Below are 13,438 nucleotides of genomic sequence, written 5' to 3' on the forward strand. Positions count from 1 at the left end.
TTTTCCGGTCTCAGGGGTAGAGCAGCGCGTCGTCGCCGGCCCACCGGCCCGGCGGTGCCGGCGGATCGCACAGCGGCAGCGGGTCCTCGCCCGCGTCGATCGCGCGCCGCAGCCGGTCGGACCCCCACAGCAGGTCGATGAAGTGCCGCTCGCCGGCCTCGGCGGGGGGCCGCCAGGCGAAGTCGTCCGGGTACAGCCGGCGCAGCGTGGCGAGCATCGCGACGGCGGTGCGGACCGGGGCGAAGGCGGTGCGGTCGGTGAGGTGGAGCTGGACCCCGCGCAGCGGCCGTCCGGCGTGCCGGTGGAAGGCCGGTACGAACCGCAGCTCACGGAAGCGCACTCCGGGAAGGGCCAGTTCGGCGAGCGCGGGCGCGAACCGGGCGTCGACGTACGGGGCCCCGACGATCTCGAAGGGCTGCGTGGTGCCCCTGCCTTCGGAGAGATCGGTCCCCTCGAACAGACAGGTGCCGGGGTAGACGGCGGCCGTGGCGGGCCTCGGCATGTTCGGCGAGGGCGCGACCCACGGCAGACCGGTGGCCTCCGCGGTCGTGGCGCGCCGCCAGCCGGCCGCCTCGATCACCGTCAGGTCGGCTGCGCGGCCGGCCGCCCGGGGCACGGCGGAGGCGTTGAGCCACCGGGCCAGTTCACCGCAGGTGAGGCCGTGCCGGACGGGGATCGGCGCCCGCCCGACGAAGCTCGCCCACGCGGGGTCGAGCGGCGGGCCCTCGCTGACGAGTCCGCCCAGGGGGTTGGGCCGGTCGGCGACCACGAACCGCACGCCCGTACGGGCCGCCGAGACCATCAGGTCGTACATCGTCCACACGTAGGTGTAGAACCTCGCCCCGATGTCCTGCAGGTCGTACACCAGGGCGTCGACGCCGCTGTCGGTCAGCAGCTTGTCGAGGCGTTCGCCCTCGCACCGGTAGGTGTCGTGGACCGGCAGCCCGGTGCCGGGGTCCGTCCGGGCGGCCTCGCTCTCGCCGGCCTGGCCGGTGCCGTGCAGCCCGTGTTCGGGGCCGAACAGGGCGACCAGCCGCGCGCCGGCCTCCAGCAGCGCGGGCGCGGCCGGGCGCAGGTCGGGCAGGACACCGGTGTGGTTGGTCACCAGCCCGAGCCGGCCGGGCCCGGCGAGCGAGGGCGCCGCGTGCAGTCGTGCGATCCCGGGCGTCACCGCGACGCGGCCGTCCGTGCCCATGCCCTGCCCCCGTCTGCCGGTGACCTCTCGAAGCGGTGGGGGGAATGTACTTGCATGTCCGGTAATTCCGCAATGACGACGTGCCGTTCCACGGTTTTGAACATGTTCAATTCCAAGCGTAGGCTCCTGCCATGAGCGACAGAGCCGCCCTGCTCAAGGGCATCCGTGTCTGGCTGGCCCTCTTCGTCGTGTGCCTCGTCCTGAGCGGGGCCACCGCCTTCCCGCTGGTCCACGAACTGCGCTGGACCGAGGAGGCGTTGCGGGCGCTGTCCGTCCCGGAGCACCTGCCCGGCCTGGCGGCGTGGATCTCCCGGGTGCGGGAGGGGCTGGACACGGTCGACGCCGAGTACCCCTTCGTCCTGTACGGCACCGACTGGCTGGCCTTCGCCCACCTCGTCATCGCGGTCGCGTTCTACGGCCCGTACCGCGACCCCGTCCGCAACATCTGGGTGGTCGAGTTCGGGATGATCGCCTGCGCCGGCATCATCCCGCTCGCCCTCGTGTGCGGACCCCTCCGCGGGATCCCCTTCTGGTGGAGCGTGATCGACATGTCCTTCGGGGTCTTCGGGATCGTCCCGCTGTACGTCGTACGGAAGAAGACCAGGCGACTGGAGGCGCTCGGCGCACCGGCCGTCAGCGGTTGAAGGCGGGGTACGCGAAGCGCTGGGCGACGGCCAGGCCGTCGCCCTTCGCGTCCGTGGCGTTGACCGAGTAGACCAGGGTGCGGGACAGGTCCGGGGTCGCCGCGATCACCGTCGCGTACCCCGGCCGGGAACCGGTCTTGCCCCAGATCACCCTGCCGTTCGCCTCGAACCGCTCCAGCGCCGCGCCGTACCGCGCCCCGGGCACGTCCGGCAGCGTGAACATCTCCCGCAGCTGCGGCTCGGGCACCACCCGGCCGCGGAACAGCCCCACCAGCAGCCGCTCCAGATCGGCGGTGGTCGAGATCAGGTCACCGGCCGCCCAGCGGTCGGACATGTTCCAGTCGGTCACGTCGACCAGCCTGCCGTCGATCCAGTCGTACCCCCGGTTGTGCGGCCCGTGGATCCGGGGGTCCGTGCCGGCCGGGAACGAGCTGTGCCGCATGCCGAGCGGCCGGAAGACGCGCACCGCGGCCTGGTGCGCGTACGAGTCGCCGGTCACCTTCTCGACGAGCATCCCGAGCACGGTGTAGTGGATGTTGCCGTAGCTCTGCCGCGTGCCCGGCGCGTACGCCGGGCCCTCCGCCACGGAAGCCGCCACGACCTGCCGGGGCGTCAGGGTCTCGAAGCGGTGCGGATAGCCGTCCTCCACGGTGTCGCCGAGGGACGGGCCCGGGCGCAGGCCGCTGGTGTAGTTCAGCAACTGCCGTACGGTGATCGGCGCGAACTCCTCGGTGAGCAGGCCCGGCAGATACCGCTGCACGGTGCCGTCCAGGTCGATCCGGCCCTCCGCGGCCAGTTGCAGCACGATCGACGCCGTCACCACCTTCGTCACCGAACCGGCCCGGAACCGCGCGTTCTCCAGGGCCGGCGCCCCGCTGCGGACGTCGTGAACGCCGGCCGTCCCGCGCCAGGTCCCCTCGCCGCCGACGCGGAGCAGCGCCGCGGTGGCGTCGTGGTCGGGCAGCCCGGCGATCGCGGCGGCGAGGGCCTCCGAGTCCGGGCCCGCCGTGGCCCGGGCGGACACCGGGGGCGCGGGCGCGGCGAACGCGGGGGCGGCCAGCGGTCCGGCGGCCAGCGCGGTGACGACGGCGGCGGTCAGGAGAACGGAACGGCGGGTGGGGCGCATACAGGGCTCCTTGGACGACGTTGCGGCGCCGGAAGACGCTTCGTGATCATCTTCCGGGGCCGGGAGCGCGATGCGGATCCTCACCGAGGAGGGCGTACGACCCTTGCCCGGCCCTGACCAACCAGCCCCCGACCTCGGGGAGTTGTCCGGGACAGCCCCTACGGGTGGGGCCGGCCGGGCCCGTTGGCCGCGGCCCGGCCGTCGCGGGTGCGGTGGGAGCACTCCGGGGGCTAGACGGGGCCGCGGTCTGCGGTGCGCAGGGCCTGCAGGACGCCGATCCGGTTCGTCGTGATCGAGTCGACGCCCAGGTCCAGCAGGCGGCTCATCGAGCGGCGGGTGTCCGGGGTCCACACCGACAGCAGCAGGCCGTCGTGGTGGACGCGGGCCGCCAGCTCCCGGCTCACCAGGGAGAAACGGTAGTTGAGCCAGCGCGGGCGGATCGCGGCCAGCAGCGCGGGCCGGGGCGGGGCCAGGGTCGTCCAGGTCAGGGCGATCTCGGCGGCCGGGTCGGCGGCGCGGACGGCCAGCATCGCCTCGGCGTGCGCGCTGTAGTAGACGCGGTCCCGGGCCCCGCTCTGCCGGACCGCGTCCAGGGTCCGCTCCACCGTACGGCGGCCGACCGGCCCGCACAGGTCCACCATCACCCTGCTGTCCCCGGTCGCGGCCAGCGCCTCCGCCAGCGTCGGCACCCCGCCCGCCGTGAGCCCGCGCAGCTCGTCGGCGGACAGCGCGCCCAGCGGACGGTCGACCTCCCACAGCCGCCGCAGCGTGTCGTCGTGCAGCAGCACGGGCACGCCGTCGCGGGTGAGCCGGACGTCGACCTCGACGGCGTCCGCGCCCCGGTCGAGCGCGGACCGCAGTGAGTCGAGCGTGTTCTCGCGGAAACGGTAGGGGTCGCCGCGGTGTGCCACGGCGGTCACGGTCTGCATGGCCCCCATTGTGGTGGGTGTCAGGAGGCCGGCCAGGCGGCGGTGTAGGTGTCGATCTCCGCGATGATCCGCGCCTTGCCCGCCGGGTCCAGGAAGGAGGCCTCGACCGCGTTCCTGGCGAGGTCCGCCAGGCCCCGCTCGTCCAGGTCCAGCAGCCGGGCGGCCACCGCGTACTCGTTGTTCAGGTCGGTGCCGAACATCGGCGGGTCGTCGGAGTTGATCGTGACCGGCACCCCGGCCCGGGCGAACTCCCTGATCGGGTGCTCCTCCAGGGTGCGGACCGCGCGGGTGGCGATGTTGGAGGTCGGGCACACCTCCAGCGGGATGCGGTGCTCGGCGAGGTGGGCGAGCAGCCTGGGGTCCCGGGCGGAACTGGTGCCGTGCCCGATGCGCTCGGCACGCAGGTCGGTCAGCGCGTCCCACACCGTCTCCGGGCCGGTCGTCTCCCCGGCGTGCGGGACGGAGCGCAGACCGGCGGCGATGGCCCGGTCGAAGTACGGCTTGAACTGCGGCCGGGGCACGCCGATCTCCGGGCCGCCGAGCCCGAACGACACCAGGCCCTCCGGGCGGACCCGGTCCTCGGTGGCCAGCCGCGTGGTCTCCTCGGCCGCCTCCAGGCCCGCCTCGCCGGGGATGTCGAAGCACCAGCGCAGTACGGTCCCGAACTCGGCCTCGGCCGCCTTCCGGGCGTCCTCGATCGCGTCCATGAACGCGCGCTCGTCGATGCCGCGCCGGGTGGAGGAGAAGGGGGTGATGGTCAGCTCGGCGTACCGCACCTGCTGCCGGGCCATGTCACGGGCCACCTCGTAGGTGAGCAGCCGGACGTCCTCCGGGGTGCGGATGAGGTCCACCACCGACAGGTACACCTCGATGAAGTGCGCGAAGTCGGTGAACGTGAAGTAGTCGGCCAAGGCCTCGGGGTCGGTGGGGACCTTGGAGTCGGGGTGGCGGGCGGCCAGTTCCGAGACGATGCGGGGGGAGGCGGAGCCGACGTGGTGGACGTGCAGTTCGGCCTTGGGCAGTCCGGCGATGAAGGCGTGCAGATCGCGGTCGGCGGTGCCGGTGGCGGGTACGGAGCTGTCGGTCAAGGGGGCCTCCCCGGGACGGGCGCCCGCGGTGGGGACGGTGCCCCGTCCGTGGTGCGGGCGCGGTGATCGGCTGATCGGTGACGCGGGATCATCGTAGGCCCCGGGCCACCGCGCCCCGCCCTGCCCGTAGCATGACGGGACGTCCAGCGAGGGGGTCCTTCCACCATGTCCGACGAGGCGCGGCAGCCCATACCCGACCAACAGCCGACCGGACCCCACCAGGAGCCGGCCCGCCTGTCCCTGTCGAAGGAACAGGAACGGACGGGGGCGGAGCCGGTAGCTGGGGGTCAGTGGGAGCCGGTGCCGGTGGCGGATTCGGCGGCGGCGGAGACGGACCGGTGGGCGTCGGCGGATGTCCGGGAGCCGGCGTCGGATGGCCGGCGCGCGCCCGTGGCGGACCGGACGGTGCCGGGAGCGGACCGGGAACCCGTCCAGGACGCCGTTCCAGGCCTCGGCTCCGCCGCCGGTCGGGACCAGGCGACCGTCCACGACGCCGTCCCGGGTTCCGGCTCCGTCACCGGTCGGGACCAGGCAGCCGTCCACGGCGCCGTTCCGGGCCTCGGATCCTTCCCCGGCCAGAACCAGGCGGCCGTCCCGGCCCCCGGCTCCGTCCACGATCAGCAGACGCTGACCTCCTTGCCGACGGCCGCGCCCGCCGACGACGGTCGTGCGGCCTGGGCCAGTCCGGCCGGCGGATTCGCACCCCCGGCTTCCGGGTCGACCGCCCAGCCGGCGAACCCCTTCGCACCCCCGGCTCCCGGCCCGTCCGCGCAGCAGCCGAACCCCTTCGCACCGCCCGCGGCCGAGCAGCAGCCCAACCCCTTCGCGCCGCCCGCCCCCGTACCGCAGCCGAACCCCTTCGCGCCCCCGGCGAACCCCTTTCCTCCGCACGCGGGCGCGGACCCGGTGCCTCCGCCGCCCATCGCGCCGGACGGCCCCGGCCAGGTGCCGTACGGCTACCCGGGCACCATGCCGGCGTACGGTTACCCGGGCCCGCAGCAGACCCCGTACACGCCCTATCCCGCCGGCACCGGGTACGGCTGGCCCGGCATGCAGATGCCCCCGAGCAACGGCATGGGGACCGCCTCGCTGGTGCTGGGCATCATCTCGGCGGTCGGTTTCCTCATGTGGCCGGTCGCCCTCGTGCTGGGCATCCTGGCCCTGATCTTCGGCGGGATCGGCCGGGGCAAGGCCGGCCGCGGCGAGGCGACGAACCCGGGCGTGGCCCTGGCCGGCATCATCTGCGGCGCCGCGGGGATCGTCCTGGTGCTGGGCCTGTTCGCCCTGATCATCGCGGCACGCGGCTGACGCGACACGACACCGAGCGGACCGGCGTCGGCAGCCCCGAGGGGAACCGGCAGCCGGCCCCGCAACCCCGAGGGCGACGGACCACTCCTCCCGGCCCAGCCCCGCAGGGCTGCGCGCCGGATCCGCAACGCCGACGGCGTCGAACTGTTCCCTCCGACTTGGCCTCGCGGCGAACCGCCAGCCGGCCCCGCAACTCCGAGGACGTTGAACCGCTCTCCGCGGCCCAGCCCCGCAGAGCTACGCGCTGCCCCCCCCGCAACTCCGACGGCGTCGAACTGATCCACTCGGCCTAGCCCCGCAGGGCAACCGGCAGCCGGCCCCGCAACTCCGAGGACGTTGAGCCGCTCCCCGTGGCCCAGCCCCACAGGGCTGCGCGCCGGATCCGCAACGCCGACGGCGTCGAACTGTTCCCTCCGACTTGGCCTCGCGGCGAACCGGCAGCCGGCCCCGCAACTCCGAGGGCGTTGAACCGCTCTCCGCGGCCCAGCCCCGCAGAGCTACGCGCTGCCCCCCCGCAACTCCGACGGCGTCAACGCACTCCCCCCCGGCCCAGCCCCGCAGGCAACCCCCGCCCTCCCCGCAACCCCAACGGCGACAACCCCCTCCCCCCCGCCCAGCCCCGCAGGGCTACGCGCCGCCCCCCGCCAGGCGTTCCCGCGTCTCCATCAGGGCGAAGCCGAGCAGGTTCTGGCCCCGCCAGCGTTCCGGATCCGCGGCCGCCTCGTCGTTCGCTGCCAGGCCGATGCCCCAGATCCGGTCCAGGGGGCTCGCCTCCACCAGGACGCGGTCGCCGGTGCCCAGCAGGAACAGTCCGAGGTCGTCGTGGGCGGCGAACTTGTGCAGGCTGCCCTCGACCACCAGCCGGAACCGCTCCCGCTCCCAGGTCTCCTCGTCGAAGCCCCGCACCAGCCGCCCCGCCTTCTTCGCCTCGGCGGGATGCTCCGCGGCCAGCACCTTCCGCTCCGCCTCCGCGTCCCCGAAGAGGCGGGCCTTGCCGGCCATCATCCAGTGCTCGGCCGTCGCGTACCGCACCCCGTCCACCACGAACGGTGCGGGCCACCACTGGCTGAGACAGCTCGCGCCGACCCGGCCGTCCGGCCGCGGCCGGTGCCCCCAGAAGTAGAGGTACTTGATCCGGGACCCCGCCCGGACCTCCCTGATCAGGGATGCCATCCCGTCGATCTTTCCCATGCACGCGAGTGTGGCACGCACCACTGACACTCCGTCCGCCCTTTTCCGCCCCGACTCGACACCTGGTCGACAGATTCCGTCGCGTAACCAAAAGGCAACAACGGAATCACTTGTTCGGGTCCTATGGCTCTGTCAGGATCGGCACTCAAATCGAGCTGGAGCTACGCCACCCGCCCCCCAGGACGGGGTGCACGGCGGAGGAGAGCGACATGCACAACCCGGGCACCGCCACCCCGGAACGATTTCCCGCGCAGGACCGTTTCGCGGACGGCGCGCAGTTCATCGCCGGCCGGCCGGCCAGGGGCACCTCGGGCCGCCATCACACCGTGATCGACCCCGCCACCGGCGAGGAGGTGTACACCTACGAGCTGGCCGGCACCGACGACGTCGACGCGGCCGTCGCCGCCGCGCGCGCGGCCTTCCCGGACTGGGCCGCCACCACCCCGGGCGAGCGCTCGGACGCCCTGCACCGGTTCGCCGCCGTGCTCGCCGACCGCGCCGAGGAGTTCGCCCGCGCGGAGTCCCTCCAGTGCGGCAAGCCGCTGAAGCTCACCCGCGAGTTCGACGTGCCGGGCACCATCGACAACACCGCCTTCTTCGCGGGTGCCGCCCGGCACCTGCAGGGGCAGTCGGCCGGTGAGTACTCGGGCGACCACACGTCCTACGTCCGGCGCGAGCCCATCGGTGTCGTCGGCTCCATCGCGCCCTGGAACTACCCCCTCCAGATGGCCGCCTGGAAGATCCTCCCGGCGGTCGCCGCGGGCAACACCGTCGTGCTGAAGCCCGCCGAGACGACCCCGCTGACCTCGCTGCTGTTCGCGCAGGCCGCCACGGACGCGGGCATCCCGGACGGGGTGATCAACATCGTCACCGGCACCGGGAAGGAGGCCGGTGAGCACCTCGTGGGGCACCCCGACGTCGCCATGACCTCCTTCACCGGGTCCACCGCGGTCGGCAGGCGCGTCGCCGAGATCGCCACCGCGACCGTCAAGCGACTGCACCTGGAGCTGGGCGGCAAGGCGCCCTTCGTCGTCTTCGACGACGCCGACCTGACGGCCGCCGTGCACGGCGCGGTCGCGGGCGCGCTCATCAACACCGGGCAGGACTGCACGGCCGCCACGCGCGCGTACGTGCAGCGCCCGCTGTACGACGCGTTCGTGGAGCGGACGGCCGCCCTGATGGAGACGGTCCGGCTCGGCGACCCGTTCGCGCCCGGCACCGACCTCGGTCCGCTGATCTCGCACGTCCAGCGCGACCGGGTCGCCGCCTTCGTGGACCGGGCGCGCGCCTACGCGCGCGTGGTCACCGGCGGCGAGGCCCCGCAGGGCGACCTGAAGGACGGCGCCTACTACCGGCCCACGCTGATCGCCGACGCCGCCCAGGACAGCGAGATCGTCCAGGCGGAGATCTTCGGTCCCGTACTGGTCGTACTGCCGTTCGACGACGATGATGAGGGAATCCGGCTGGCCAACGACACCCCCTACGGCCTCGCCGCCTCCGCGTGGAGCACGAACGTCTACCGCGCCAACCGCGCCACCCGCGAGATCAAGGCGGGCTGCGTCTGGGTCAACGACCACATCCCGATCATCAGCGAGATGCCGCACGGCGGCTACAAGGCCTCGGGCTTCGGCAAGGACATGTCGGCGTACTCCTTCGAGGAGTACACGCAGGTCAAACACGTAATGTTCGACAACACCGCGGTGGCCGAGAAGGACTGGCACCGCACCGTCTTCGGGGACCGCTAGAGACCGACCCGGCCACCGACCAGGCCGATCCCTCCCGAAAGGGCACCACGCGCATGGAGCAGTACGAGCCCGACCGCCTGACCCCGCCCCAAGTGGCCGCCATGCGGCGCAGCCTGCGCAACGGCAGGGCCGCCCTGACCCGCCGGTCGCTGCTGCGGGCCTCCGCGAGCGGCGCGCTCGCGGCCGGCGGCCTCGGGGCGCTGAGCGGCTGCGGCATCCCCGCGGCGGGCAAGAGCCAGGGCGGCACCTCCGCCCAGGACCACTCGGCCCGCGAGAAGACCGTGAACTTTTCCAACTGGACCGAGTACATCGACGTCGACGACAGCGGCAAGCACCACCCGACGCTCGACACCTTCCGCCGGCGGACCGGGATCACGGTCAACTACACCGAGGACATCAACGACAACAACGAGTTCTTCGGCAAGATCAAGCCGCAGCTCGCCGCGGGCCAGGACACCGGCCGCGACATCATCGTCCTCACCGACTGGCTGGCCGCCCGGCTGATCCGCCTCGGCTGGGTGCAGAAGCTCGACCCGTCGAACCTGCCGCACGCGTACAGCAACCTCTCGGCCCAGTTCCGCAACCCCGACTGGGATCCCGGGCGGGCCTACTCGTACCCCTGGCAGGGCATCTCCACCGTCATCGCCTACAACAGGAAGGCGCTCGACGGCATCGAGGTGAAGTCGGTCTCCGACCTGCTCGACAACCCCAGGCTCAAGGGGCGCGTCGGCTTCCTGTCGGAGATGCGGGACTCCGTCGGCATGACCCTGCTCGACATGGGCAAGGACCCGGCGAAGTTCACCGACGACGACTTCGACGCGGCGATCGCCCGCCTCCAGAAGGCCGTCGACAAGGGCCAGATCCGCCGCTTCACCGGCAACGACTACACCTCCGACCTGACCAAGGGCGACTTCGCGGCCTGCGTCGCCTGGGCGGGTGACGTGGTCCAGCTCAAGGCGGACAGCCCGGACGTCGACTTCGTCATCCCGGACAGCGGCTACATGACGTCGACCGACAACATGTGCGTCCCCAACAAGGCACGGCACAAGACGAACGCCGAGCGGCTCATGGACTTCTACTACGAGCCCGAGCAGGCCGCCGCGCTCGCCGCGTACATCAACTACGTGACGCCGGTCGACGGCGTGCAGCCCTACCTTGCGAAGATCGACAAGGACGTGGCGGAGAACCCGCTGATCGTCCCCGACAAGGCCATGCAGGCGAAGTCCCATGCCTTCCGCTCCCTGAGCCAGAAGGAAGAGACGGCCTACGAAGGAAAGTTCGCGAAGCTCACAGGGGCGTGACGACGATGAAGACGACACCAGACAACAGCGGCGACGTCCGCCTCTCCGGCATCTCCAAGACCTACGGCTCCTTCACCGCCGTACACCCGCTGGACCTGACCGTGCCCGAGGGCTCCTTCTTCGCCCTGCTCGGCGCCTCCGGCTGCGGCAAGACCACCACCCTGCGCATGATCGCCGGCCTGGAGGAACCTTCCTCCGGGACCGTGCGCCTCGGCGACCAGGACGTCACGCACCTGCCGCCGTACAAACGGCCGGTCAACACGGTCTTCCAGTCCTACGCCCTCTTCCCGCACCTCGACATCTTCGAGAACGTCGCCTTCGGCCTGCGCCGGCGCGGCATCAAGAGCGTCAAGAAGCAGGTCGAGGAGATGCTGGAGCTGGTCCAACTGGGCGAGCAGGCACGCAAGAAGCCGCACCAGCTCTCCGGTGGCCAGCAGCAGCGGGTCGCGGTGGCCCGCGCACTGATCAACCACCCCAAGGTGCTCCTGCTCGACGAGCCGCTCGGCGCCCTCGACCTCAAGCTGCGCCGCCAGATGCAGCTGGAGCTCAAGCGCATCCAGACCGAGGTCGGCATCACCTTCGTGCACGTCACGCACGACCAGGAGGAGGCCATGACCATGGCCGACACGGTCGCCGTGATGAACGCGGGCCGGGTGGAGCAGCTCGGCTCGCCGGCCGACCTGTACGAGAACCCGCAGAGCACCTTCGTCGCGAACTTCCTCGGCACCTCCAACCTCATCGAGGCCGAGGTCGACACGAAGAACGGCGACGACCTCGTGCTCAAGGCGGGCGGCGGCAAACTGGTGCTGCCCGAGGCGCGATGTTCCGCCCCGACGACGGCCGGCGGCAAGGTCCTAGTTGGCATCCGCCCGGAGAAGATCTCCCTCACGCACGCCGACGACGCGGGGGACATCCCGGCGGGCCGCAACCGCCTCACCGGCAAGATCGCCGACGCCAGCTTCATCGGCGTCTCCACGCAGTACGTCATCGACAGCCCCGTCTGCGACGAACTCGCGGTGTACGTCCAGAACGTCGAGCGGGACGGCCGGCTCGTCCCCGGCGCCGACGTCGTCCTGCACTGGAGCCCGGCCCACACCTTCGGGCTGGACGCCACCCAGGACATCGACGCGGGCACCGAGGAAGAGGTCGCCGCCTGATGTCCACACTCTCCGAGGCGCCCCCGCCCCTCGCCCCCGCGGAACCCGCGCGCAAGGCCCCGCGCAGACGCGGCCGGTTCACGCCGTACTGGCTGCTGCTGCCCGGCATGCTGTGGCTGATCGTCTTCTTCGCGCTGCCGATGCTCTACCAGGCCTCCACCTCCGTGCAGCAGGGCTCCCTGGAGGAGGGCTACAAGGTCACCTGGCACTTCGCGACCTACTGGGACGCGCTGTCCGCGTACTGGCCGCAGTTCCTGCGGTCCGTGTTCTACGCCGCCGCCGCGACCGTGCTGTGCCTGCTGCTCGGCTATCCGCTGGCCTACCTCATCGCCTTCCGCGCCGGCCGCTGGCGCAACCTGATCATGATCCTGGTGATCGCGCCGTTCTTCACCAGCTTCCTGATCCGCACCCTGGCCTGGAAGACGATCCTCGCCGACAACGGCGTGGTCGTGCACACGCTGAACTCGCTGCACGTCCTGGACCTCACCAACTGGCTCGGCTGGACGGCCGGCGACCGTGTCCTCGCCACCCCGCTCGCGGTGGTGTGCGGCCTGACGTACAACTTCCTGCCGTTCATGATCCTGCCGCTGTACACCTCGCTGGAGCGGATAGACGGACGGCTGCACGAGGCGGCCGGCGACCTCTACGCCCGGCCGTGGACCACCTTCCGCAAGGTCACCTTCCCGCTGTCCATGCCGGGCGTGGTCTCCGGGACCCTGCTGACCTTCATCCCCGCGGCCGGTGACTACGTCAACGCCGAACTCCTCGGCTCCACCGACACCCGCATGATCGGCAACGTCATCCAGACGCAGTTCCTGCGCATTCTGGACTATCCGACGGCCGCGGCCCTCTCCTTCATCCTCATGGCCGCGATCCTGGCCATGGTCACGCTCTACATCCGCCGGTCCGGGACGGAGGACCTGGTCTGATGCCCTTCGTCAACTGGCTCAAGCGCCGTCTCGTCGTCATCGCCGGACTGCTGACGCTCGCCTATCTCCTGCTGCCCAACGTCATCGTCACGGTGTTCTCCTTCAACAAACCGAAGGGGCGCTTCAACTACGAATGGCAGCGGTTCTCCACGGACGCCTGGAGGGACCCGTGCGGCGTCGCCGACATGTGCGGCTCGCTGTCCCTCAGCCTCCAGATCGCCGTGTGGGCCACGGTCGGCGCCACCGTCCTCGGCACGATGATCTCCTTCGCGCTGGTCCGCTACCGCTTCCGCGCGCGCGGCGCCGTCAACTCGCTGATCTTCCTGCCGATGGCGATGCCCGAGGTCGTCATGGCCGCCTCGCTGCTCACCCTGTTCCTCAACATGGGCGCCCAGCTGGGCTTCTGGACGATCCTGATCGCCCACATCATGTTCTGCCTGAGCTTCGTCGTCACCGCCGTCAAGGCGCGCGTGATGTCGATGGACCCGCGCCTCGAAGAGGCCGCCCGGGACCTGTACGCCGGTCCCGTGCAGACCTTCCTGCGGGTCACCCTGCCCATCGCGGCACCCGGAATCGCCGCGGGCGCGCTGCTCTCCTTCGCGCTCTCCTTCGACGATTTCATCATCACCAACTTCAACGCCGGCTCGACCGTCACCTTCCCCATGTTCGTCTGGGGATCGGCGCAGCGCGGAACGCCCGTGCAGATCAACGTGATCGGTACGGCCATGTTCCTCGTCGCCGTGCTGTTCGTCCTGACCTCGATGATCGTCACCAACCGCCGGAACAAGCAAAAGGCATAGAGGCCTTTTCGGGAATTCCTCTGTA

Annotated in this window: 12 protein-coding genes; 7 read left to right on the forward strand and 5 right to left on the reverse strand. The window is 71.7% G+C overall.

Annotated features, from left to right (window positions below):
- Window positions 1–10: 10 nt before the first annotated feature.
- The gene (locus tag ABZ923_RS02485) at window positions 11–1,195 is read right to left on the reverse strand and encodes a DUF1343 domain-containing protein (RefSeq protein WP_361465705.1); all 1,185 of its coding nucleotides are present in this window, start codon (window positions 1,193–1,195) and stop codon (window positions 11–13) included.
- Between the two features lie 131 nt (window positions 1,196–1,326).
- Between ABZ923_RS02485 and ABZ923_RS02490 the strand changes: the two genes are divergently transcribed.
- A complete protein-coding gene (locus ABZ923_RS02490; RefSeq protein ID WP_361465708.1) occupies window positions 1,327–1,839 on the forward strand; it encodes a hypothetical protein in 513 nt (170 codons plus the stop codon).
- Here ABZ923_RS02490 and ABZ923_RS02495 read toward each other — a convergent pair.
- The 3 genes from ABZ923_RS02495 to ABZ923_RS02505 all read right to left on the reverse strand — a co-directional run bounded on the left by ABZ923_RS02495 (window position 1,829) and on the right by ABZ923_RS02505 (window position 5,129).
- On the reverse strand, window positions 1,829–2,965 hold the full coding sequence (locus ABZ923_RS02495; protein WP_361465710.1) for a serine hydrolase domain-containing protein: 1,137 nt from the start codon (window positions 2,963–2,965) through the stop codon (window positions 1,829–1,831). The genes ABZ923_RS02490 and ABZ923_RS02495 overlap by 11 nt on opposite strands.
- Before the next feature lie 230 nt (window positions 2,966–3,195).
- Window positions 3,196–3,894, reverse strand: coding sequence for a glycerophosphodiester phosphodiesterase (locus ABZ923_RS02500; protein WP_361465713.1), 699 nt, complete (start codon window positions 3,892–3,894; stop codon window positions 3,196–3,198).
- A 20-nt stretch (window positions 3,895–3,914) separates the two neighbouring features.
- Window positions 3,915–5,129, reverse strand: coding sequence for an adenosine deaminase (locus tag ABZ923_RS02505; RefSeq protein WP_361465799.1), 1,215 nt, complete (start codon window positions 5,127–5,129; stop codon window positions 3,915–3,917).
- A gap of 18 nt (window positions 5,130–5,147) precedes the next feature.
- Here ABZ923_RS02505 and ABZ923_RS02510 point away from each other — a divergent pair, with 18 nt between their 5' ends.
- Complete coding sequence (locus ABZ923_RS02510) at window positions 5,148–6,290, forward strand: hypothetical protein (protein ID WP_361465716.1); 1,143 nt, start codon at window positions 5,148–5,150, stop codon at window positions 6,288–6,290.
- A gap of 627 nt (window positions 6,291–6,917) precedes the next feature.
- Here the strand turns inward: ABZ923_RS02510 and ABZ923_RS02515 are convergent.
- Complete coding sequence (locus ABZ923_RS02515) at window positions 6,918–7,481, reverse strand: NADAR family protein (protein WP_361465719.1); 564 nt, start codon at window positions 7,479–7,481, stop codon at window positions 6,918–6,920.
- A gap of 209 nt (window positions 7,482–7,690) precedes the next feature.
- On the opposite strand from ABZ923_RS02515, the gene ABZ923_RS02520 reads away from it, so the two are divergent.
- From ABZ923_RS02520 to ABZ923_RS02540, 5 genes are read left to right on the forward strand one after another with little or no spacing between them, the layout of a single operon-like run.
- Window positions 7,691–9,226 (forward strand): gamma-aminobutyraldehyde dehydrogenase, encoded by a 1,536-nt coding sequence (locus ABZ923_RS02520; RefSeq protein ID WP_361465721.1) that lies wholly within the window; start codon window positions 7,691–7,693, stop codon window positions 9,224–9,226.
- A gap of 53 nt (window positions 9,227–9,279) precedes the next feature.
- On the forward strand, window positions 9,280–10,527 hold the full coding sequence (locus ABZ923_RS02525) for a spermidine/putrescine ABC transporter substrate-binding protein (protein ID WP_361465724.1): 1,248 nt from the start codon (window positions 9,280–9,282) through the stop codon (window positions 10,525–10,527).
- Window positions 10,524–11,684 carry an ABC transporter ATP-binding protein gene (locus ABZ923_RS02530; protein WP_030346381.1) on the forward strand — a complete coding sequence of 387 codons (1,161 nt, stop codon included), beginning with the start codon at window positions 10,524–10,526 and terminating at the stop codon, window positions 11,682–11,684. The genes ABZ923_RS02525 and ABZ923_RS02530 overlap by 4 nt, the downstream gene beginning before the upstream one ends.
- Window positions 11,684–12,613: an ABC transporter permease gene (locus ABZ923_RS02535; protein ID WP_361465728.1), complete on the forward strand. Its 930-nt coding sequence runs from the start codon at window positions 11,684–11,686 to the stop codon at window positions 12,611–12,613. Before ABZ923_RS02530 ends, ABZ923_RS02535 begins: the two co-directional genes overlap by 1 nt.
- Entirely contained in the window at window positions 12,613–13,413 is an 801-nt protein-coding gene (locus tag ABZ923_RS02540) for an ABC transporter permease (protein WP_361465731.1), read from the forward strand. Before ABZ923_RS02535 ends, ABZ923_RS02540 begins: the two co-directional genes overlap by 1 nt.
- The last annotated feature ends 25 nt before the right edge of the window (window positions 13,414–13,438 follow it).

Source organism: Streptomyces sp. NPDC046881, from assembly GCF_040645015.1.
Lineage (GTDB): Bacteria > Actinomycetota > Actinomycetes > Streptomycetales > Streptomycetaceae > Streptomyces.

Coding starts and splice junctions, on each gene's coding strand:
- ABZ923_RS02485 (WP_361465705.1), bottom strand. CDS start 1,195: ATGGGCACGGACGGCCGCGTCGCGGTGACGCCCGGGATCGCACGACTG.
- ABZ923_RS02490 (WP_361465708.1), top strand. CDS start 1,327: ATGAGCGACAGAGCCGCCCTGCTCAAGGGCATCCGTGTCTGGCTGGCC.
- ABZ923_RS02495 (WP_361465710.1), bottom strand. CDS start 2,965: ATGCGCCCCACCCGCCGTTCCGTTCTCCTGACCGCCGCCGTCGTCACC.
- ABZ923_RS02500 (WP_361465713.1), bottom strand. CDS start 3,894: ATGCAGACCGTGACCGCCGTGGCACACCGCGGCGACCCCTACCGTTTC.
- ABZ923_RS02510 (WP_361465716.1), top strand. CDS start 5,148: ATGTCCGACGAGGCGCGGCAGCCCATACCCGACCAACAGCCGACCGGA.
- ABZ923_RS02515 (WP_361465719.1), bottom strand. CDS start 7,481: ATGGGAAAGATCGACGGGATGGCATCCCTGATCAGGGAGGTCCGGGCG.
- ABZ923_RS02520 (WP_361465721.1), top strand. CDS start 7,691: ATGCACAACCCGGGCACCGCCACCCCGGAACGATTTCCCGCGCAGGAC.
- ABZ923_RS02525 (WP_361465724.1), top strand. CDS start 9,280: ATGGAGCAGTACGAGCCCGACCGCCTGACCCCGCCCCAAGTGGCCGCC.
- ABZ923_RS02535 (WP_361465728.1), top strand. CDS start 11,684: ATGTCCACACTCTCCGAGGCGCCCCCGCCCCTCGCCCCCGCGGAACCC.
- ABZ923_RS02540 (WP_361465731.1), top strand. CDS start 12,613: ATGCCCTTCGTCAACTGGCTCAAGCGCCGTCTCGTCGTCATCGCCGGA.